We start from the raw sequence: 19,501 nt of genomic DNA, 5'->3' as shown, positions 1-19,501 counted from the left end.
AGCAACCTGTTAAACTAGCTTTGATGGTCTGTGAGTTTCAGGCCAATGATGTACACAAACTTGTGAATGGCCGTATGCATACCTTTGTCTTTAATACGCAGGGAGTGCTGTGGGTAGCTGACGTAGATGCTGGTAACTGAACTGATGGAAACTTGTCAATGCCGTTGGTAACAGACATCTTGTGGCGGGGCGGCGAACAGCTAGAAAAAGTCTTCAGTGATCAGAGTTACAACTAAGTTTTCGCGAACGAATTAGCTCAGTGGTGTATTAACCTTTGAGAAAGCATCCCGGCCAGCCTTAAGCCGTGGTTTGGTGCCCATAGCCGAGCGCTGGGTCGTTGAAAGGAGCATTAGCTGGACCTTTCAGCGCACTGTCAAAGATTACGATTACACCGTATCTTCTTTGGTGGCTTGGCTCTATTTGACCAACAGTTAAATTATGTGGCAACGGATCGAGACTTATCACTAAATATACATCCCCAAACTCCTATTAAGGAATTAGCTTCTCGAACTTTTCTTTTATATCGTGATTTACAGGATTGTAAAAATATCGTAATTTTTCCCCGAATTTTAGTCCTTGAAAGAAGTTTTCTAGCATTAATACTAGCCTCTTTCTATCCAGCTGCCTTGGGATTTTATCACGGTATTGTAAACGATCTAACCATCCAATAAGAATCATTTTACTTTTATCCTGTCGACCACCAAGCCATTTGTTATTGTCATTTATAACCGGCTTATTAGGCCTGAACTCTCTCAATATATTTACATATTTGGTTAGTTCTTCTGGGCTATTAAAAAGATCAGCAAAGGTCTCATTAGGAGCAGCTGAATTTTCAGTCAATTCTTTATTATTATAATGCTGAGGCAAAGCACTTGGGTCGCCGTACGTAATTATAAGGATTTTGTCATTCACTTGAGAATCGAAAATGGCTTGTGATACTGCATTTGATTCTAGAATCTCTTTTTTAACTAATGGTATAGTAGGCTTGCCAAAAAGTATCTGATTACGTTTTGCCTCGAGTAAAAGTTGTATAGCCTTATAAAAGTTATTATAAAAATCATCAAATGCCTTCTTTGTCATAGTATCCCTTTCATGAATACTGATTATCTCAAAAATCTGACTTAAAGGATAGTGAAATACTATAGGCATATTTACATCATGGGGCTGGTTTTGACTCCAAATAGATTCTTGTTCATCAATTTCTTTTTTTCCTTTCTCAACCCATTCTTTGAATAAATCAATCACTGCTAGACCTTTCGATGACCAAAAAATGGGATCCAACTCAGTCCGTATTTTTTCAACATTACCCCCTTTTAAAATTTTGAGGAACAATTCTTGAAGCTTAGTCAGTTCAGGCGTCATTACTATATTGGAGAACGTCTATTAAAAGTTAATTTTGATTTTGTCCGCGGCAGCGCGCTTCGCCTTATCTATGATTTTACCGTAGATCTGCGTTGTTTTCAGTTCCCTGTGGCCTAGCATTTTAGAAACCGTATAAATATCTGTCCCAAGCGATAATTGCAGCGTAGCGTAAGTGTGCCGAAAGCAGTGAAACGACAGATGCTTACCAGTTATACCAGCATCAGTGGCCCATCTACGAAGCACTTTGTTAAGCGTTGCCGAATATTCTAAACCCGGTAAAATAGGCTGACTATCCCCTAACCGCTCTCCTAGAATCATTACCGCTTGCTCTGGAATAGGCATTATCTCAACCCCTTTAGTTTTCTGCTGGGTAAAATGAATGACATACCCATTCGCTGTATCATGGCGAATCTGCCCCCAGGTAATCGCTTCAATATCCGAATAGCGTAAACCCGTCAGGGCTGAAAATAAGCCTGCTTGCTTTAGCTGAGGCATGGCAGAACAGTCAGTACGGGCCAAAGCCTGCAACTCTTCAAAAGTCAAGTACTCGCGATGGGTTTCGTCAGGTTTTATTCCCTCAACCCTACCGCTCAGGTCCGTCTGCAACAGTCCATCTTTGTAAGCCTGTTTCAAGGCAGCTTTGAATTTGCTGAAGTATCCGACAGCTGAATTAGTAGCCAGTGCATCCCCATTCCGACGGCTAGGCGCGACTAGTAAAAAGTCTTTGAAGGCTTCGCATTTATAAAGTGTCAGGTCTGAAAATCGTAGCGTACCGCCAGTGAAGTCTTTCAGATAATATAAGGCGCTGGTCCAGTTATCAGCATTACTCCCCTTTCGCTTGGCGGTAAGTTGACCGAAGTACTCGACAAAGCAGGCCATACGTTGCCGTCTGGAAATAAAGCCATAAGCCCCCATTTGCACATCGATCTGCCGTTTGGCCCGAATAGTTTCGGCCAGGGCTAATGCTTCTGCATTCTGTTCTTTATCCGCGGGGGTCTTAGGTCGATTAAATAGATAAATACCTAAAAACTCACGCCGAGTAGATTTACCTGTATCTGGGTGTGGAATCGCCGGATAGTAATCTAAATATAAACTTGTGCGTCCGTTACTGATCGGCTTTTTACGCAAATGGACTTTTATCATGGTTGTTGAGTAGAGAGTAATTCATCAATCCGCACTTTAGGAACATAAGCATAGATCCCGCTATATTGACGTGGTATGTTGTTACGTCGTATAAGGTCATAAAGAGCCTTATCCGAAATGACATATTTCTGCCGCACTTCTTTGAGCGTGTAGCAGTCGATCAGCGGAATCAAAACCTGCACAGAGTTGGTCACAGTCGTTGGTTCAAATAGGCGGTCTACATCTGAGCGACGTATGAGCGTCCTTCTACCCAGTTTAATGGCGCTTAAACGTCCCGCTCCTATTGCCCGCCAAATTGTCCAACGGCTAACCCCTAGTAACTTGCTGGCATCAGCAATATTCAACGTCTCTTTAGCGCGAATATCCTGAATTGGCTTTGCAATAATCTGTCTGGTTTGTTCATGACTTATAGCAACTTTCGCAGCTCGCTGGCGAGCTTTATAGGCTCGTTTAGCACATGCGTCACTACAGGTTTTTGTTACTGTCGTCCGTGCCTCAAACTCATTTCCGCACTGCTCACAAATTCGCTTTACCCGAATGTTCGAACTCATAGCTACATGTTTCAGTATGTTTCCTTATGGTGCTGTATGTTGCATAATTTCACCAAAAAACGAGCTCATAATAAAAGCCCGTCACTGAGGTACAACGAAGGTACAAATACATACTGAATTAGCAAATATCAAAACTTACAAAAACGGTAGCTAACAGCTGTTGAAAGTCCATTTAAAGGGCACTTAGCACGATTTATTGCTATAATATAATATGCTTATTCAGTACGCTTACTTTCCGATACAGAATTTACTAAAAATCGAGTCGAGCAGATCATCGGTGGTTATTTCGCCCGTCAATTCGCCCAGGTGTTGCAGAGCCACACGCAGATCCATAGCCAGCCAGTCGGGAGTGACTCCTGAATCAAGGCCCGAAATGGCTCGGGCCAAAGCCTCATCGGTGCCGGTAAGGTGCTGATAGTGCCGGGTGTTGGTCACGACGGCGCTACCGGTCTGCACGGCGGCATCGGTTCGAACCCGTTTCGACAGGGCCGCTTTCAGTTCGTCCAGGTTCGTTTGCTGAGCAGCGGAGATCCAGACAACTTTTTCGTCCGCCACAGCTTCCAGCGACTGACGACGAGCGTCGGTCAGCGCATCCAGTTTGTTGCCAACCAGCAGATAGGGTTTGCCCGATGCCCGGACCTCGCCCACGGCAGTAGCTAACTCATCGACCAGAACGGCTTTGCCATCGAAGAGGTAAACGACCAGGGCGGCATCCCGCATTTTTTGCTGAGTTCGCTCGATTCCGATCGCTTCGATCTGATCGGTAGCCTGCCGTAAGCCCGCCGTGTCGATCAGCCGGAAGCGGATGCCGTCGATAAACAGTTCGTCCTCGATAACATCGCGGGTGGTTCCGGGAATATCCGAAACAATGGCTTTTTCCTCATTCAACAACGCATTCAGCAGCGTCGATTTACCAGCGTTGGGCTTGCCAACGATAACCGTCGGCACGCCGTTTTTGATTGCATTCCCCGTTGAGAAGGAGTCGATCAGCGGATGCAGCACCCGGCGAATGTCGAGCATCAGCCGACGAAGTTGTTCGCGGTGCGCAAACTCGACATCTTCTTCCCCAAAATCCAGTTCCAATTCTACCAGCGCCACAAAATCGATCAGTTGCTGCCGAAGCGCCTTCAACTGCTTCGAGAAACCACCCCGCAGTTGCGTCAGGGCGGCCCGGTGACTGGCGTCTGAATCGGACGCGATCAGATCGGCCACAGCTTCGGCCTGTACCAGATCGAACTGGCCATTCAGAAAAGCCCGTTGCGTAAACTCACCGGGTCGGGCCAGTCGAGCGCCCTCTGCCGTTAATCGATGCAGAATCTGCTGAATGATGAACTCCGAACCATGACACGAAATCTCGACGACATCTTCTTTGGTAAACGACTTCGGCGCCCGAAACACCGTTACCAGCACTTCGTCGATGATACTACCATCCGACCTCCGTAGGGTGCCGAAATGAGCGGTATGTGAGGGCTGCTGAGCCAGATTTTTTCCGTAAAAAACGCGGTCGACGATGTCGATGGCTCCTTCACCTGATACACGCAGAACGGCAATAGCCCCAATGCCCGGCGCGGTAGCCAGTGCAGCAATAGGCTCTAACTGATAAATCATATACAAGTTCCCCAGACTTACCTCCGGGGTAATTAATCCGTCATCCACCACTTCTTACTTAGCCGGGGCTTCCAGCCGGGTCGGGGTGGTCAAGGTCGAGAAGCCAGGCAGGCGATTCAGGAGTTTAGCCAATCGTTTTTCAACGGGCACCGCCGGAATACCAAGCCAGTCGGCGTAGCGGTCGCCGATGAAGAAACGCATTTCAGCCGCTACGAGGTTCCGCAGGAATTCGGGCCGATTCTGCTCCGAATTCCGATCACCTGCCGCAAGGAGTTGCTTCGCGATGGCGTCCAGCAACGAGCGGGTAAGCCCAACGCCTGCTTCCGAAGGCGCAAACTGCCGCCGGGCAATGGCCTGACTCAGGTTGTAGGCCTCACGCAGGTTCTGCGGCAGGAGTTCTTCAGCAACCCCGTTCAGGTAGTCGATCACATTGATGTGATGCAGGTAAGCTTCCTCCTCCTGCTCGCTGACCGCTACCCCCGTTTTGCGAAGACCTAGCAAAACGACATACGAAAATGTCAGGTTTGTTCCCGCCATGTCTTCCTGATTGACCGGATATCCCCACGTATTGTTCCACCTATTGGAGTGCAGCGCGAACCAGCGGGCACCAGCATGAATCAGGCGAATTTTCAGGGTCCGGAAGATGGCTTTGGGCGTATGTCCCGGCGCTGAAGCCAGCCATTCTTTGGGATCGTTGACGGCAAAAATCCACTCCCCGGTTTCCTGCAGTCGGCGGGTCGTATCGTTTTTAATTCGTTCGGTCAGCCAGAGAACCTGAGCGCCGTTGGCACCCAGATAAGAATAGGGTAGCGAGAAAAACCCAAGGGTCAGGCCAATCTGCTGGGCGTGCTTCTTGAAAAATGCCATGCCCAGGCGCATTTTTTCGGGCTCGGCCCAGGCGGGTAAATGAGCGTGCCGGGTCACAAAATCCTGAACGGGTTGCAGTTGGTCCACAACCGAAACATCCTGCGGATCGGCCAGCCACCGCATCAATGCCCGCAGACCCGTTGGCCCTGCGGCAGCGACCACGGCATCGATTACCGTATCGGCAACGGCATCCCCCTGTTGTCTGTACGCCTGCAACTGTTCGTCAGAGAATACGCGGGAGGGCTTAATATAGATTGGCATCGTACGGTTGTGTTTCTGTACGAGTAACGATGCGTGGATGGAATTGGTTTGTAGCGTCGACCGTCCTGATCGGGTTTATAAAAGGCTTTATCCAGCCCAACCAGGCCAGTCGACGCTACAGTTTAATCTGAAGGCCATCGTAGCCCAGCCGGATGTTGGGTGGAAGCTCTTTTTCAACGTCATGGTGCAGACCCAGTTTGTGGCTGATGTGGGTAAAATAAGTCCGCTCGGCGCCAATCCGCTGCGCCAGTGCCACCGCCTGATCGAGGGTAAAGTGCGAGATGTGCGCCTGGCGCTGAAGGGCGTCGAGCACCAGAATTTTAGTTCCGTAGACCTTTTCCAGCTCTTCGTCGGAAATGTAATTAAGGTCGGTGAGGTACGTAAAATCACCAATCCGGTATCCATATACCGGTAATTTGTGGTGCATGACTTCAATGGGAATCACGGGCACGCCCAGTACATCGAACGGTTCGTTGGCGATTTCGTAAAGCCGGACGCGGGGCGTGCCGGGGTATTTATGTTCAGCAAAAATGTAGGCGAACTCCCGCTGCAGCTGCGCCAGCACCGACGGTCGACCGTATACAGGCATATCGTTTCCCGACCGGAAATTATACGCCCTGACTTCGTCGAGACCAGCGGTGTGGTCTTTATGTTCGTGGGTAAACAGGACTGCGTCGAGCTGGAGGAGGTTGAGCCGCAGCACCTGCTGACGAAAATCGGGGCCCGTATCAATCACCAGGCTACGACCGTTTACGGCGATATGGACCGACGACCGCAGCCGTTTATCCCGAAAATCGACGGAGCGGCATACCTCACACGTGCACCCGATCAGCGGTACGCCCGACGATGTTCCCGTACCTAACAGGGTGACAAGCATAAAGACGAAAGAGTAATAGGACCAGGCCGCCGGAGCGGTGAACGAGTGAATAGCCTGTATGGCTCACTCGTTCACGTAGTTACTCTTTATTTATCAGTAAGTTGATTGACAACTTCAACCAACCGGTCGAAGTTGAGCGGTTTCACCAGCACATCGTTGAAACCAGCGGTTTTGAATTCTTCTTCGGTATAATTCTTGGCGTTGCCCGTAATAGCAACGATGGGTACACCGGCTTTGTCTTTGTCAGGTAAAGCCCGAACCCGCCGAACGCACTCCATACCGTCCATCAGCGGCATGTTGATGTCTAACAGCAGAATGCTGAAATCTTCTTTTTCGAGAATCTGCAGAACCTGTTCTCCGTTTTTCACGGCCGTGATGTCGTAGTTTTGGAACTCAAGAATTTTGCGGGCCAGATTCTGGATAACAGAGCTATCTTCGGCAATCAGGACGCGTTTGGAAGCTGACATATAGTTTGAAAGATCGTGTTTCGTTTTATGGTGGTGAAATTAGCAGTTAAATCGGCAAACACAAAAGCGCATATTTGTCAAAACCAGACAACACTCACTTTTTACCCGAACGATTCTATTGACCGGTTCGTCACGGATTCAGTGACTGGTTTTTAATTCTTCACGGCTAGACTGAGGCTACAGTTACCAGCAAACCTCAATCAGGCTACACAAACCGATTCGCCACCAGCCCGTTAGAGGGTTTTCGCCATCACGATAAACGCCAGTGGCTGTTTCGGGAACCCAAACCGTGGGTCGTTTGGAAAGGGCTGCGTCTCGCCTGTGGGTCGATATCCGCGTCGTTCGTACCAGGCAATTAATTCGTGGCGAATTGTGATCACCGTCATGGTGATGGCCTGGCAGCCCTCTTCAACCGCAATCTGTTCGGCAGCCGCCAGCAGTTGTTTACCGATGCCGTTGGCCTGTGCCTCGGGCGATACGGTCAGCATGCCCAGGTACAGGTCATGCCCTTTCGTTTCCAGATACACGCACCCAATCAATTGATCCGCTTCCTCATATTTGAGAATCCTGGCCGAGGGATTGCGAAGCATCGTCCGGAGGGCGTCTTCATCGGTTCGGATACCGCCCAGCAGATCCGCTTCGGTGGTCCAGCCTTTCCGGGAGCTTTCGCCCCGATAAGCACTGTTGACCAGGCGATTCAGCGCCGGAACATCCTGTTCCGTAGCGGTCGATATGGATGTCTGCCTCATACGATTGTCATTATTGGTCATTTGCTGCACGTCATTCATCGTCACTTCTGGTAACGCGGGTGGAAACCCGCGCTTATCAGCCAGAAATGACCCATTTTATTTACCTACTTCCCGAAAATCGAGTTGCTGAATCAGGGCCGGGTTTTCGGGGGTTAACGTAAAGAACACGTCAATAGCGCCTTTTTCGCCTTCCAGCAGAAAATGTCCCCGCAACTGATTATCCGGAACCAGTTCGCCGACGCGCTGGATCGTCCCGACTTTAGCGTATAAATCCTGCACCACCTTCCGGCGAATCGCAACGGGTTTGTCGGGGAAGAAGTTTTCCGCAAAAATACCGCTCTGCTCGGCGTTTGTCCAGTTAGGCAACAGCTTCACCAGCTCGGCTTTGCGCTGAGCGAGAATAGTCGACACGGGTAGTTGGCGCGGTTTCAGCTGACCAATGGCAACCAGCGTATCCAGCACAGCCGCGTTGATCGAACCCATACCGGCATACGTCAAATTGGCGTACGAGATGATACCGATACCGTAGTCGGTCAGGATGCGCCACTGGCTGCCGAAACCCGGCAACCCACCCGTATGCCCGACGCCCGTTTGTCCCTTACAGTTCTGCCCCCAGCGGATGCCGTAGCCGTACCCATTCACCTCCGGACAAAGCTGCCCCGCCGAATTTCGGGCCTGCGCCGATAGACCCGAAATCGTCCAGGGCTGGTGCATTTCCCGAATCGAACTCCGCTTGACAGGTGATGCGGCATTCCGACCGGTGTCGGCGTCGTTTCTCGGTGGCCAGGCAGCCTGGTGCAGCGCGACGTATTTGCTAAAATCCTCGATCGACGTGATCAGGCCGCCCATAGCCCCATACGAACCGTCGTGCAGAAGCGGTTCTTCGAGCCATTGCTCGTCCTGCCAGCGGTAGCCATGCGCCAGTTTCTCGGCCGGTACGCGGGTGTACTCCCACTGGGTGTCGTTCATGCCCAGCGGTTTCAGAATGGTTTCGGTAATGTACTGCTGATAGGGTTTGCCCGCCACAACGTTGATGATGTGCCCGAGCATGGCAAAACCCAGATTGCTGTACTCATACCCGAAACTCGGCACGTTGGAATTGGAAATGCCGCCGTTGATCAGCTTGAGCAGATCGGCGTCGGAGTCGGCCAGTTGGCGGTCGCCCCAGGGATTGTCTTCGGGGAAACCCGCCGAGTGTGTCATCAGATTACGAACCGTAATACGGGGCGCGTCGGCCGTCAGGTATTTGTGGTTTTTCAACTCCGGGATATAGTTCTCTGCGGGATCGTCGAGCCGGAGTTTACCTTCGTCGCGGAGTTTCAGAATCGCCATCGACGTCAGGCTCTTGGTCATCGACGCAATCCGAAACAGCGATTTGGATGTTGCCGGAATTTTCTTCGCCACATCGGTATAGCCCAAGCCACCCGAATACACGAGCTTGCCATCCAGCATAATCCCGAATGCGACGCCGGGGTAATGCGCTTTTTCCATACGCTCCCGGTACAGTTTTTCGACGATCGGGAAGGCGACTTCCAGCTTTTTCAGGCGATCGGCATCCGTAAAGACCGGCGGTTTGTAGTCGGCTACGTGAGCCACCGGTCGGTTCGCAGGCTGGGCCAGGAGAGTGGACGCCGACAAGAGGAGACTTGGTAAAAACAGTTTCATACGCGTGCAGGAAGAGGTTGTATCCAGGATGCAACTTAGCAAATAACCCGATACGTGGCCTTTTTCTGCGCCTGCCTTTCGCGTCGACCTTATTTCAATAGAACAAACCGTGGTACGCCTACTCGTTCAACCGATCATAAAAAAAGCGCCGGTGTTTGCCGACGCTTTTCCATGCATATCCAGCTTTAGCTGACCAGGAAATTAATGGCCTGCTTCAGCGTACGCTCGTTGCCGGTTTCCGGATCGGTATAAGCCCGTTCGCCTACTTCGATGGTTACCACTTTGCCAAGCAACTGCTTCGTATCGAGTTCTTTCCCTTCTTTAACGTCGATTCCGGCCTGTTCGAACAGACCCACGATGGCGGGCATGCCAGCCTGCGACTGGTAAAACCGGTGTGAAACATAGCCGTCTTCGTTTTCGAAGCGAACGGCAAAAAAAGGAACTCCCTTGTGTTCGCTCGTTCCTTCGTCGATGTGGGTAATGGTCACCTCATGCTGACCGTCGGTCAGTAGGGTTTTTGCCTGTCCCTGCTCTACTGCGATTTTCATATCGTTGAGAATATGTTTTATTTGTATTATAAACTACGAGCAGCACGGTTTGTTCAAGTTTGTGTGGGTCAAAAGAAGGCGATGACCTATTTTAGTTGTATGACAATAATTTATCAGGTGAGCAAAAGGTCGAGTAGATGCCCGACATTGAGTTTGTTTGTAGCGGTATGATCCCTTGGGGGTCAAATAGCTATAGAACCCATTCTAGACTATAACTATGTGACCCCGAAGGGGTCATACCCAGGTTCCCCTACCAACTAAACCCGTTTAATTATTTTGCGCTACTTCATCGCTTTGATCCACTCCCGCAGCAAGTCGAGGCTTTCGGTATGAACGGTTTTGCGGCCCAGTTCGGGCATCATCTCACCCGGATCGGTGGAATGCAGCCGGTAGATCAGAATCGATTCGTCGGGTTTGCCCGGTACGATATCGAATGGCCGCCCCCCCGACCCGCGCCCGGCGGCAACGGGCGCTTTCAAAATACCCAGGGCCGTTGGATTAGTCTCGGAAACGCTCAGGTTCAGCCCCGACGTCATGGCCGGACCGCTGGGGTTATGGCAATGGGCGCAGTTGATGTCGAGCCAGGCGCGCGCCCGGTCGGCCAGCGAACCAGTTTCCGGTTTGTTCCAGACGGGCGCTTTCGGGCATTTTTCCAGCGTTGGTAGGCCCGTAATCAGCCCCGACCGCTGCCAGTGTATCAGTTGGTTTTCTGTGCCGCCGGTATAAGCCAGTTCGCCGTTAAGCTGCCGCACCGACGGACCAATCGGCACCAGCTTCTCGGCCCGGTTGTGGCACCCTTTGCATTGATTCAGGTTCGGAATCAGGTATGGCTGCTGATGCTCCTGGCCCTGCATATCTACGTACCGCACGGTTTTAGTGTCGCCGGCCACGTCCAGAAAGGCGTCGGTCTGTTCGTCGTTCCAGACGTAATCGAACGCCTTCCAGCCTTCTGTTTGGTGAACCAGCAGCCGCGTTTCTATCAGGCGTCGGCCTTTGGCCGGATCCCGAAAATCGGTTGGGAAATAGAAGGTTTTGATCAGGGTGGTGCCGATCGGGAAGGCCAATACCGCCGTGTCGTTGTAGGCCACCGACTGACCAGCGGGTAGTTTCACAAAGCGAAGTTTCTCGGCATAATCGGAAAACAAGGGCGTGTTGAGCGCGTACGGAACCACGCCCGGCGCAGGCTGCTGATTGGCCAGCTTTCCGTTGAAAAAACCGTAATCCGATAATTTTTCGGGCACAGCCGCCATCCGTCCGCTCACCAGCGTCAGCCAGGCAACCAGCAGAAACAAGCCGATGGAGAGATTGCTACGCATTATTTACCCGCCATGGTTTTTAGAGGAGCCAGCTGGCAATCGAACGGAGCAGCCTCTAGCGACACGTTCTTAAAGCCACGTCCTGCATCGAGGTTGACGACGCTCTGGTTCTTGTTGTTTCGGATGCAGATGCGCCGGTCGGGCAGCGGTTTCCCCTCTTTATCGAACGTAGCGGGGTCGGCGATGCCGTCGTAGATGATGTGCGGCACCGACTGATCGGCTTTCAGAATCTCTTTGAAAAGTTTGCCGTATCGACCGCGCGGGCTGGCCGGACCAGGATTTCGCTCGTACACATTGTCGTGAATCGATACCGCCGTTGAAAACGGGTAATAGGCTTTGTCCTTGATGGGGAGTTCGGTCAGCAGGTAGCTGATGATTCCCGTTCCCACGCTTTGGTTCCGGATGAACCGATTCCGGAACACCTCTACCCCATTGGCAGCCAGAATCAGCAGGCCGGTACCGTCGGAAACGCTGGCGACGATATTACCCGCAGGGGCGAAATTGGGCAGGTTGTTGTCGTGCACATAGTTGTTGAAAACCCGCACGTTTCCGCCCTGTTTCTGCACCAGGTCGGGCAGGTCGAAAACCAGAATACCACCCGTGTTTTCGTAGGCTTCGTTGTCGAACACATCGGCATTCCGCGAATTCTCGATCTCGATACCGGCTACGTTATGGTAGGCTTTGCTGTTTTTGACCACGATTCCGCGCGACTGCCCCACATAAATGCCCGCGTCGGAGGCCCCGATGGCCGTGCAGCCGTCGATCAGAACGTTATCGCACTGCACCGGATAAAGGCCGTAACCACCATTCTCAGCTTTTGGAGGGCCGGTCCATTCGACTTTCACATTCCGAAACGTAATGCCTTTGACGTTCATGGTCTTGATGCCATCGCCCTTCGAGTCCTGAACGGTCAGGTTTTCGATAACGATTTCTTCGGCATTCGAGACCCGCAATCCCTCGGCCCCGTCGGTCTGCCCTTTGAAACTCAGCACGGTCTTGTCGATGCCCTTCCCCCGGATAACAATCCGTTTCTTGTCTTCCAGCGACAGGGTTCCGGTAAAGGTAAACGTGCCCGCGTCGAGGTCGACGGTGCTGCCGTTTTCGGCCATGATCAGCCGGGTTTGATAGCGTTTCTGAACGTCGGCCTGGGCCCAGAGCTTTGGGCTTATCAGGCAAGCCAACAGGAGTACATGATACGGTTTCATGGGTACTGGATTTAGGACAGAGTAATGAGTAAATATATATCCATTTAGCCATTCTATTGACTTGTGTATTCGAATTCGGTCAACCCAGGAGTTGGTCCGACGCTTTCTCGGCTGATAGATCGTCGAGCTTATAGCCAACAGAATATAAATTTATATTGGCATGTGAGGTATTTTTCAAATAGATTATTCTGCTTTTTCTCACACAGCCGAAATAGTCTATAAATTGCCCGGACAAATGCATTCCGTACAAAATTGCCCATCGTTACCTCTTTACAACCATTTTCCATGAAACAACCCCTTGCGTTAGTACTCTGCCTTCTTCTTTCATCGACTCTCTACGCTCAGCGATCCTACTACGGTACCGAAGAAAAAAGGCCTGAACAGGATACCGCCCGAAAAGTGTACACCGTCAAAGGAGAACGACACGGGATCAGCTATTTTAAGAAGCACAAGTTCAAGGACGTACAGTACCAGATGGGGTCAGCCCTTACGTTCGATACATATCATACGCCCGACGTGATGTATGGCTGGTGCCGGAAATGGGCCGAACAATACCCGAATCTGGTGGATCTGTACGAAGTCGCCCGGAGCTACGAAGGTCGCCCGATCCTGCAGATGACCCTCACCAACAAGAAAACAGGCAAGCATACCGACAAGCCCGCAGCCTATTTCGAAGGTGGACGACACAGCGGTGAAGTGACCAGCAGCGAAGCGGTGCTCTGGCTTGCCAAACATCTGCTGGACAACTACGGCAAAGATGCGTCGATCACGAAACTGCTGGACACCAAGACGATCTACCTGCGCCCCGAAAATAACCCCGACGGCGCAACCATGTACCTGTTTACGGCGCAGCGCAACCGCAGTACCGTGCGCCCGAATGACAACGACCGCGACGGGCTCATGGACGAAGATCCGGACGATGACCTCGACGGCGACGGGGTCATTTACCAGATTCGGAAAAAAGCCACAACCAAAGAAGAGCTGGAAAAAGCGGATTACGTGATCGATCCAAAAGATAAATCGGGCCGACTGATGAAGCGGGTGCAGGCCGGTCAGGGTACGTACATCGTTTACACCGAAGGCATCGATAACGATGGCGACGGCAAATTCAACGAAGACGGCATCGGCGGACTCGATAACCACCGCAACTATCCCGAAAACTGGCGTCCCGATCAGGGGGGCGACTTTACGGGGCGGGGTTATACCCAGGGCGGAGCCAGCGAATACCCGCTCAGCGAACCCGAAACTCGGGCAACCTACGTCTGGCTGATGGGCCACCCCAACATTACGGTCGTGAACTCGATGGATACGAGCGTGCCGATGCACCTGCGGCCACCCTCCACGTCGGCCAGCGCCGAGAGCATGTTTCCGGCCGACGAGGCTATTTACAAGCACATGGACAGCCTGGGGCTTTCGTTTACGGGCTATCCGTGGGCAGGCGACGTGTATGACGTGTATAACACTCGCAACAAAGTCAACCGCCTGACCGGCGACCCCTCGAAGCCGCAACCGCTGTTTGGTCACGGGCCGGATTTCGGGTATTTTCAGTACGGCGCGGTCTGGTACGGCGATGAACTCTGGAACAACGGAGCCATGAAAGATTACGACGGCGACGGCGACCGGGACGAGTACGATGCGCTGATGTGGGACGACGAAGCCAACGGAAAGCGCGGATTCAGGCTCTGGACCAAAATGATGCATCCGCAACTGGGCGAGGTAGAAATTGGTGGCTTCAATCCTAAATTTTTCTCGCAGAACGGCCCGGCCTGGATTCTGGAGAACTGGATTTCCAAACAATCGCAGTTCAACCTGGCCATGGCAAAAGAGTTGCCGCAGATCGAGCTGACCGACGTGACCGTAAAACCGCTGGCCAACAACGAATACGAGATCAAAGCGAGCTGGACGAACTCCGGAAAGCTGCCCGTTGCGCTGGAGCAGGCTAAGCGGGTGAAGATGGTGCAGGAAGACCGGCTTACGCTCGACATCGACAAAGCGCTGCTGAAAGGGTTCAAAGACGCCAAAGTTATAATCACCCAGCCTGAACTGTTCGACAAAACGATTTACGCGGGCTATACCAACGTAGGCGAGAAAAAAGAAGCGACGTTCCGGGTGAAGCTGGCTCAGCCGGGACCGGTGAAGGCGAAACTCAAGCTGCTTTCCACGCGGGGCGGCTACAAGGAAAAAGAGATTACCATCGGTAAGTAAGCGCTAACGCTCAATAGCGTTGACGTTTTTAGGGGGTTTGTCATCCCGACAAAGGAGGGATCTTGAATTCTCCTAATGCTCTGGTAAAGATGCTTTAAGATCCCTCCTTTGTCGGGATGACAAAAAATGCGCTCTGTCAATAGAGAGTAAAACGACCGAACAGCTTCGTCTTTATGCATGGGTACCCGGCTATAGGCTGGGTGCCCATGCTTTTCAGGCTTCCCCTTCTACTACTTCTTTCAGTCCTTTCAGGATATTATCCCAGCCTTCTACCGATCGTTCATAGCGCTCTTTTGCCCCTTCGCCCGACCCAACGTCATCGGTAATGGACAGAATCGTCTGCCCGTTTTCGTACGTCAGCTCGTCGGTCACGGTCGAGAAGCCAGCGTCCGGATCGTCGGCATCGTCACCGTTTGTTAACGTATATTTCAACAGCCGGGCGGGTTCGATGTCGAGGATAATGCCCTTCATTTCGATCTTTTTAATCAGAAATATCCGGCCCGTAAACAGGATCGTACTGCCGATTTCCCAGTCGGAGAAGACTTCGCAGTTGAAGAAGTATTTTTTCGTCAGCGCCGGATTGGTCAGGGCATTCCATACCACAGCAGGCTCCACATCGAGGCTGATTTTTTTCCTGACAACAAACTCGTCCATATGCCTTTGTCGGTTATAACCAGGTTTTTCTGTAAAAGCGGTTTGGGGCAGGAGTTGTTTAGTCGGCTTCGACGCCACGCGCCTGACATCCGGCAGAAATTCACTTGTCGTATTTGCCAGAAGAATCTATCCGGCGACTATTAATTACTTTATTCGCCCAGCCAATGCCGGAACGCCATCGCTTTTTCGCGGCTGATGAGCACCTCTTCGTCTGGCGCGGGTTGCAGATCTATTTTTAGTTTGCTATTAAAATACAAGTGCAGTTTCCGAATGGCTTTGTGGCTTATGATATATTGTCGGTTGGCCCGGTAAAATTGCCGCGGATCAAGTGACTTCTCCAGTTCATCGAGCGAATAATTGAGTAGATAGTGACTGCCTGTATGGGTTTTTAGGAACGTCATTTTATTCGTTGAGTAAAAATAGGCAACCTCCCCACTGTCGACGGGAATTAGCCGCTGGCCGATGTGTACCAGAAACCGTTCCCGAAACACTGGAGCCGACGCCTGACGTTCGCTAAGCTGCCGGATCAAGTCATCGACAGGCAGGGTTACAGTGGTTTGACTGCCGTACGTTTGGCGCAGATTCCGGAATTTCTGCAGTGCCTTCTGGAGCGCCGTTTCCTGAATTGGCTTCAGCAGATAATCGACACTATTGACGTCAAAAGCGCGCAGGGCGTATTCGTCGTAGGCCGTCGTGAAAATAACGGGGCTAGTTACCGAAACCTGATTGAAGATCGCGAAGCTCTGACCATCAGACAACTCAATATCCAGCAGAATCAAATCGGGACGAACCGTTGAATGGGCGTTTTCTGGCTTTTCAGAACTTTGTTGCAGGTATTCTACCGAACGCTCGATACTGTCGAGCACAGCCAGCACATGAATATCATCGCCCGCCCGTTCGACCATCGCCTTAAGCTGCCGGGCCGCCACCGCTTCGTCTTCAATAATCAGTACGTTCATCATTTAGGCTGTTAGAAGCAACGGAATCGACACCTGAAAAATGGTATCGGTCTGACAGATAACCGGATCGGGCTGGTTGAGCAGTCGGTACTTGGCCGTAATATTGGCCAGCCCCATTTGGTTCGACAATACCACGGTTTGTTTTCGCTGCAGATTATTCATCACCACCAGGTTCCGGGCAGCATCACTGTAAATACGAATCGTAAGCGGGTGGCGGGTCGAAATGCGGTTGTGCTTCACGGCATTTTCCACCAGCATCTGGAGCGTCAGCGGAGGTAGATGATAGTCGAGCGCGTTGGCCGACACGTCGATTTCCAGCACCAGCCCCTGTTCGTATCGGGTTTTGAGCAGATCGACGTAAGCCTGAATGAAAGCCAGTTCCTTCGCCAGTGGAATCAGCACCTGCTCGCTACTCTGCAGCAGATACCGGTATACTTGCGATAGATTGATGATAAATGCCACAGCCTGCTCTTTAGCGTCTTCCATCACCAGCCCTTGCAGCGTGTTGAGGCTATTGAACAGAAAATGCGGTTTTACCTGTTCCTTGAGCGATTCCAGCTGGGTCTGCAGGTTTATTTTTTTCAACTCCTGGGCCTCGTAGTAGGTGACGGTCCATTGCCGATACAGATACATACCTTCATAAATAGCCGCTACGGGTATAACCCCGAAGAGGCCGACCGCTACATTGTACACGTACCGAATCGGCGTATAATGGTATCCCCAGATCAGCGTAACGTCGTACAGAAACGTGGTCAGTAGCCGGAACGCCGTAGTCGTAACGACGAACCACAGGATTTGGAACAGAATCCGCTGGCGCGTCTGACTCAGGGCAGGATAGCGCCGTCGCGATCGCAGGATGCCATACCGGCTGAAGGTCCAGAGCAGGGATACTTCCAGCAGGCTAAAGATCCCGTCAATCCAGAAACGCTGGTCATGCTGCCGGTTGATTTCGTCGTAGAAAATCCAGTTAGCCAGCAGAGCCAGTACGGGAATACCCACCAGCCGAAACCACTTGTCGTTTAACCGTATCATTCGCTGTTGTCCGAAGGATACAAAATAAGCAGGCAGACTCATTGCAACAAGTCGATGGCTCGTTCCAGCGCCCGGTCGTGACCCGACTTTAAGTCATCCGGCGTATTCCTGATCCGGTATTTCGGCATAATCCCAATGCCTTCCAGACTCTTTCCGGCGGCATCGCGTACGTCGGCAATAGGCACCCGAAAGCTCCAGCCATTTGGTAAATCCCGCGGGAGCGCATCCGAAAAAGCACCACCGGTAATGTCGCCTACCTGGGTCACCTGCCTGTTTTGCAACATTGCCAGCAGGAACGTCTCCGCCGAGCTAAACGACGACAAATTAGTAAGAACGATCACCGGTTTGGTATATTGAAATGGCCCCGCCGGTTCGGTGTAGAATTTTAGTTCGGGAGCAAAGTCCGTGTGGAGTGGGCCGTTGCGCATCCGCACCGTAAAGGACAAATGCCGTTCGGTAGCGAAGCGATTGGCGATGTACTGCGCCACCCGGTCTTCGCCCCCGCCATTGTCACGCAGATCAATAATCATCCCTTTTGTCTCCACCAGGTAAGTCAGTACGGAATCCATCGTTTTTTCGTAGGTTGCAAAATTCTGCTCGAAACCCCTGAGCAGAATATACCCGAGGTTGGGCCTGATCTTACTGACTATAAATTCGCTGGTCACTGGCTTAGTGCAGGTCAGGTAGGTTTTCACCACGTCGGGGTTATAATCTTCCACTTTTGTTCGGCCCAGAATCCCGCCCGAATACCAGGGTAGTTTCGTATCGACCGTGGGGCGCAGGTATACATGATTATCGTCGAGCACGTCGAGTAATTTCGTCATTACCCGGTATAGTTCTGCGTCGGTCGTCTGGTCGTTCACCTGCGGGCGATAGGTTTTGTAGGCCGCTGCCCAGTCTATTTTTTTGGGTTCGAAAGTGCCGTACAGGCGGTCATATTCCTGCCATAAATAATCGAAATTCGTAACGGGCGAATTGATGGTCTGCGGGCCGATCAGCTGCGAAGTACAAGCGGTAGAGAACAGAACCAAAGCAAAAATAAGTGTCGTTTTCATGAGTTGACAGACGTGTAGCCGTTCCAGGTGACTGAGTTGTAGGGTTAAAAATGAACTTCTCCATCCAGCGAAAGCGTGCGGCTGACTGCGCGAATCGGTTGCGGATCGGGATACGACAGGTAACGAACGCGATACGTAGCCCCTATACTCAGCCGTGAACTTAGGGAATAACGGTAGCCAACCTGTACGTTCACATTCGCGAGTTTGCCTACTGTGGTAGCGTGGGTCCCCTGTTTGAAATAGGCCGAAACGTTCGTATCGCGGGTCGACTTGGGAAAATTCGACCAGATAGCGCGGCTGATCAGTCCTAGCACGGCCATGTCCACCCGCAGTGACAGACTATGGTTCGCTTGAAAAGCATAATCGGTTTGTACCACCGGGGCCAGCGAAACTGTGTTGACGATCCAGGGGAAATTACCCACTTCATCGGCATACCAGGCCGCTTCCTGAAGCGAGCCGCCGACCCAGGTCGTAAGTTTGCCAGGCTCTGCCGAACCTACGCGCCGAAGGTAATCGGCTTCCAGAGCCACCGTATACATAGCCGAGGAAATCTGATACGAATAGGTTTTGCCATCGCCCACGGGCGTTGTATACGTCCGGGCACCGAAGCGTGTCGGATTCATCTGCCCGGCCCCGCCCGAAAGTCGCAGGTTGACCCGCGAACGATCTGACTGATGGCGATAAGACAACCCGATCAGCGGCCAGACATTACCTGTGTATTCCAATACGGACGCCTGCTGATCGAGCGACCGGAGCCGAAACGTTCCGACCGAGAGGCCGATGGTATTTTGATAGGCCTGCCCACTGGCCGATGCCATAAGTCCGATGAAGAGTGTAGCGCTGACAACCAGATTGATGAAGAAATTCATGAGGTCGGTGGTGTTGATTTGCCATGACAAAGTTGCGGCTATCCTACCGGAACCGAAAGCTCTTACCGACGAACCGGAAGATACCGATTCCTAACCTGGAAAGATGGC

Annotated in this window: 18 protein-coding genes; 1 reads left to right on the top strand and 17 read right to left on the bottom strand. The window is 51.7% G+C overall.

Annotated features, from left to right (window positions below; genetic code table 11):
• Positions 1–489 precede the first annotated feature (489 nt).
• The 12 genes from ACYVC2_RS07095 to ACYVC2_RS07040 form a co-directional block, all read right to left on the bottom strand.
• Positions 490–1,362 (bottom strand): hypothetical protein, encoded by an 873-nt coding sequence (locus tag ACYVC2_RS07095; protein WP_461101608.1) that lies wholly within the window; start codon positions 1,360–1,362, stop codon positions 490–492.
• A gap of 21 nt (positions 1,363–1,383) precedes the next feature.
• Positions 1,384–2,505: a tyrosine-type recombinase/integrase gene (locus ACYVC2_RS07090; RefSeq protein ID WP_461101607.1), complete on the bottom strand. Its 1,122-nt coding sequence runs from the start codon at positions 2,503–2,505 to the stop codon at positions 1,384–1,386.
• Positions 2,502–3,056 (bottom strand): helix-turn-helix domain-containing protein, encoded by a 555-nt coding sequence (locus ACYVC2_RS07085; RefSeq protein ID WP_461101606.1) that lies wholly within the window; start codon positions 3,054–3,056, stop codon positions 2,502–2,504. Before ACYVC2_RS07085 ends, ACYVC2_RS07090 begins: the two co-directional genes overlap by 4 nt.
• Before the next feature lie 228 nt (positions 3,057–3,284).
• Positions 3,285–4,664, bottom strand: coding sequence for a tRNA uridine-5-carboxymethylaminomethyl(34) synthesis GTPase MnmE (mnmE, locus tag ACYVC2_RS07080; RefSeq protein ID WP_461101605.1), 1,380 nt, complete (start codon positions 4,662–4,664; stop codon positions 3,285–3,287).
• Between the two features lie 54 nt (positions 4,665–4,718).
• Positions 4,719–5,792, bottom strand: a complete 1,074-nt coding sequence (locus ACYVC2_RS07075) for an oxygenase MpaB family protein (RefSeq protein WP_461101604.1) — start codon at positions 5,790–5,792, stop codon at positions 4,719–4,721.
• A 115-nt stretch (positions 5,793–5,907) separates the two neighbouring features.
• Positions 5,908–6,669, bottom strand: a complete 762-nt coding sequence (locus ACYVC2_RS07070; RefSeq protein WP_461101603.1) for an MBL fold metallo-hydrolase — start codon at positions 6,667–6,669, stop codon at positions 5,908–5,910.
• 86 nt (positions 6,670–6,755) lie between these two features.
• A complete protein-coding gene (locus ACYVC2_RS07065; protein WP_461101602.1) occupies positions 6,756–7,136 on the bottom strand; it encodes a response regulator in 381 nt (126 codons plus the stop codon).
• Positions 7,137–7,369: 233 nt separating this feature from the next.
• A complete protein-coding gene (locus ACYVC2_RS07060) occupies positions 7,370–7,885 on the bottom strand; it encodes a GNAT family N-acetyltransferase (protein ID WP_461101601.1) in 516 nt (171 codons plus the stop codon).
• Positions 7,886–7,981: 96 nt separating this feature from the next.
• Positions 7,982–9,550 carry a serine hydrolase domain-containing protein gene (locus ACYVC2_RS07055; protein ID WP_461101600.1) on the bottom strand — a complete coding sequence of 523 codons (1,569 nt, stop codon included), beginning with the start codon at positions 9,548–9,550 and terminating at the stop codon, positions 7,982–7,984.
• Positions 9,551–9,735: 185 nt separating this feature from the next.
• A complete protein-coding gene (locus tag ACYVC2_RS07050) occupies positions 9,736–10,098 on the bottom strand; it encodes a hypothetical protein (protein WP_461101599.1) in 363 nt (120 codons plus the stop codon).
• Positions 10,099–10,379: 281 nt separating this feature from the next.
• Positions 10,380–11,414 (bottom strand): SO2930 family diheme c-type cytochrome, encoded by a 1,035-nt coding sequence (locus ACYVC2_RS07045; RefSeq protein ID WP_461101598.1) that lies wholly within the window; start codon positions 11,412–11,414, stop codon positions 10,380–10,382.
• Positions 11,414–12,619: a parallel beta-helix domain-containing protein gene (locus tag ACYVC2_RS07040; protein WP_461101597.1), complete on the bottom strand. Its 1,206-nt coding sequence runs from the start codon at positions 12,617–12,619 to the stop codon at positions 11,414–11,416. Before ACYVC2_RS07040 ends, ACYVC2_RS07045 begins: the two co-directional genes overlap by 1 nt.
• A 285-nt stretch (positions 12,620–12,904) precedes the next feature.
• On the opposite strand from ACYVC2_RS07040, the gene ACYVC2_RS07035 reads away from it, so the two are divergent.
• A complete protein-coding gene (locus ACYVC2_RS07035) occupies positions 12,905–14,824 on the top strand; it encodes a M14 family metallopeptidase (protein WP_461101596.1) in 1,920 nt (639 codons plus the stop codon).
• A gap of 213 nt (positions 14,825–15,037) precedes the next feature.
• Here ACYVC2_RS07035 and ACYVC2_RS07030 read toward each other — a convergent pair whose 3' ends face one another.
• From ACYVC2_RS07030 to ACYVC2_RS07010, 5 genes are all read right to left on the bottom strand, one after another.
• Entirely contained in the window at positions 15,038–15,478 is a 441-nt protein-coding gene (locus ACYVC2_RS07030; protein ID WP_461101595.1) for an SRPBCC family protein, read from the bottom strand.
• Between the two features lie 149 nt (positions 15,479–15,627).
• Positions 15,628–16,440: a LytR/AlgR family response regulator transcription factor gene (locus tag ACYVC2_RS07025; RefSeq protein WP_461101594.1), complete on the bottom strand. Its 813-nt coding sequence runs from the start codon at positions 16,438–16,440 to the stop codon at positions 15,628–15,630.
• Positions 16,441–17,469: a sensor histidine kinase gene (locus ACYVC2_RS07020; protein ID WP_461101593.1), complete on the bottom strand. Its 1,029-nt coding sequence runs from the start codon at positions 17,467–17,469 to the stop codon at positions 16,441–16,443.
• A 38-nt stretch (positions 17,470–17,507) separates the two neighbouring features.
• Positions 17,508–18,524, bottom strand: a complete 1,017-nt coding sequence (locus ACYVC2_RS07015; RefSeq protein WP_461101592.1) for a S41 family peptidase — start codon at positions 18,522–18,524, stop codon at positions 17,508–17,510.
• A 44-nt stretch (positions 18,525–18,568) separates the two neighbouring features.
• Complete coding sequence (locus ACYVC2_RS07010) at positions 18,569–19,393, bottom strand: hypothetical protein (RefSeq protein ID WP_461101591.1); 825 nt, start codon at positions 19,391–19,393, stop codon at positions 18,569–18,571.
• Positions 19,394–19,501: the final 108 nt, after the last annotated feature.

Source organism: Spirosoma koreense (genome assembly GCF_054777875.1).
The sequence above is the reverse complement of the archived record's forward strand: the minus strand, read 5'-3'. Positions and strand labels throughout refer to the sequence as shown.

Bases quoted from the DNA above. Each gene is read 5' to 3' on its own strand.
- ACYVC2_RS07090 (WP_461101607.1), bottom strand. From the start codon at position 2,505: ATGATAAAAGTCCATTTGCGTAAAAAGCCGATCAGTAACGGACGCACA.
- mnmE (WP_461101605.1), bottom strand. From the start codon at position 4,664: ATGATTTATCAGTTAGAGCCTATTGCTGCACTGGCTACCGCGCCGGGC.
- ACYVC2_RS07065 (WP_461101602.1), bottom strand. From the start codon at position 7,136: ATGTCAGCTTCCAAACGCGTCCTGATTGCCGAAGATAGCTCTGTTATC.
- ACYVC2_RS07010 (WP_461101591.1), bottom strand. From the start codon at position 19,393: ATGAATTTCTTCATCAATCTGGTTGTCAGCGCTACACTCTTCATCGGA.
- ACYVC2_RS07070 (WP_461101603.1), bottom strand. From the start codon at position 6,669: ATGCTTGTCACCCTGTTAGGTACGGGAACATCGTCGGGCGTACCGCTG.
- ACYVC2_RS07025 (WP_461101594.1), bottom strand. From the start codon at position 16,440: ATGATGAACGTACTGATTATTGAAGACGAAGCGGTGGCGGCCCGGCAG.
- ACYVC2_RS07095 (WP_461101608.1), bottom strand. From the start codon at position 1,362: ATGACGCCTGAACTGACTAAGCTTCAAGAATTGTTCCTCAAAATTTTA.
- ACYVC2_RS07015 (WP_461101592.1), bottom strand. From the start codon at position 18,524: ATGAAAACGACACTTATTTTTGCTTTGGTTCTGTTCTCTACCGCTTGT.
- ACYVC2_RS07060 (WP_461101601.1), bottom strand. From the start codon at position 7,885: ATGAGGCAGACATCCATATCGACCGCTACGGAACAGGATGTTCCGGCG.
- ACYVC2_RS07045 (WP_461101598.1), bottom strand. From the start codon at position 11,414: ATGCGTAGCAATCTCTCCATCGGCTTGTTTCTGCTGGTTGCCTGGCTG.
- ACYVC2_RS07075 (WP_461101604.1), bottom strand. From the start codon at position 5,792: ATGCCAATCTATATTAAGCCCTCCCGCGTATTCTCTGACGAACAGTTG.
- ACYVC2_RS07085 (WP_461101606.1), bottom strand. From the start codon at position 3,056: ATGAGTTCGAACATTCGGGTAAAGCGAATTTGTGAGCAGTGCGGAAAT.
- ACYVC2_RS07050 (WP_461101599.1), bottom strand. From the start codon at position 10,098: ATGAAAATCGCAGTAGAGCAGGGACAGGCAAAAACCCTACTGACCGAC.
- ACYVC2_RS07055 (WP_461101600.1), bottom strand. From the start codon at position 9,550: ATGAAACTGTTTTTACCAAGTCTCCTCTTGTCGGCGTCCACTCTCCTG.
- ACYVC2_RS07040 (WP_461101597.1), bottom strand. From the start codon at position 12,619: ATGAAACCGTATCATGTACTCCTGTTGGCTTGCCTGATAAGCCCAAAG.
- ACYVC2_RS07020 (WP_461101593.1), bottom strand. From the start codon at position 17,469: ATGATACGGTTAAACGACAAGTGGTTTCGGCTGGTGGGTATTCCCGTA.
- ACYVC2_RS07035 (WP_461101596.1), top strand. From the start codon at position 12,905: ATGAAACAACCCCTTGCGTTAGTACTCTGCCTTCTTCTTTCATCGACT.
- ACYVC2_RS07030 (WP_461101595.1), bottom strand. From the start codon at position 15,478: ATGGACGAGTTTGTTGTCAGGAAAAAAATCAGCCTCGATGTGGAGCCT.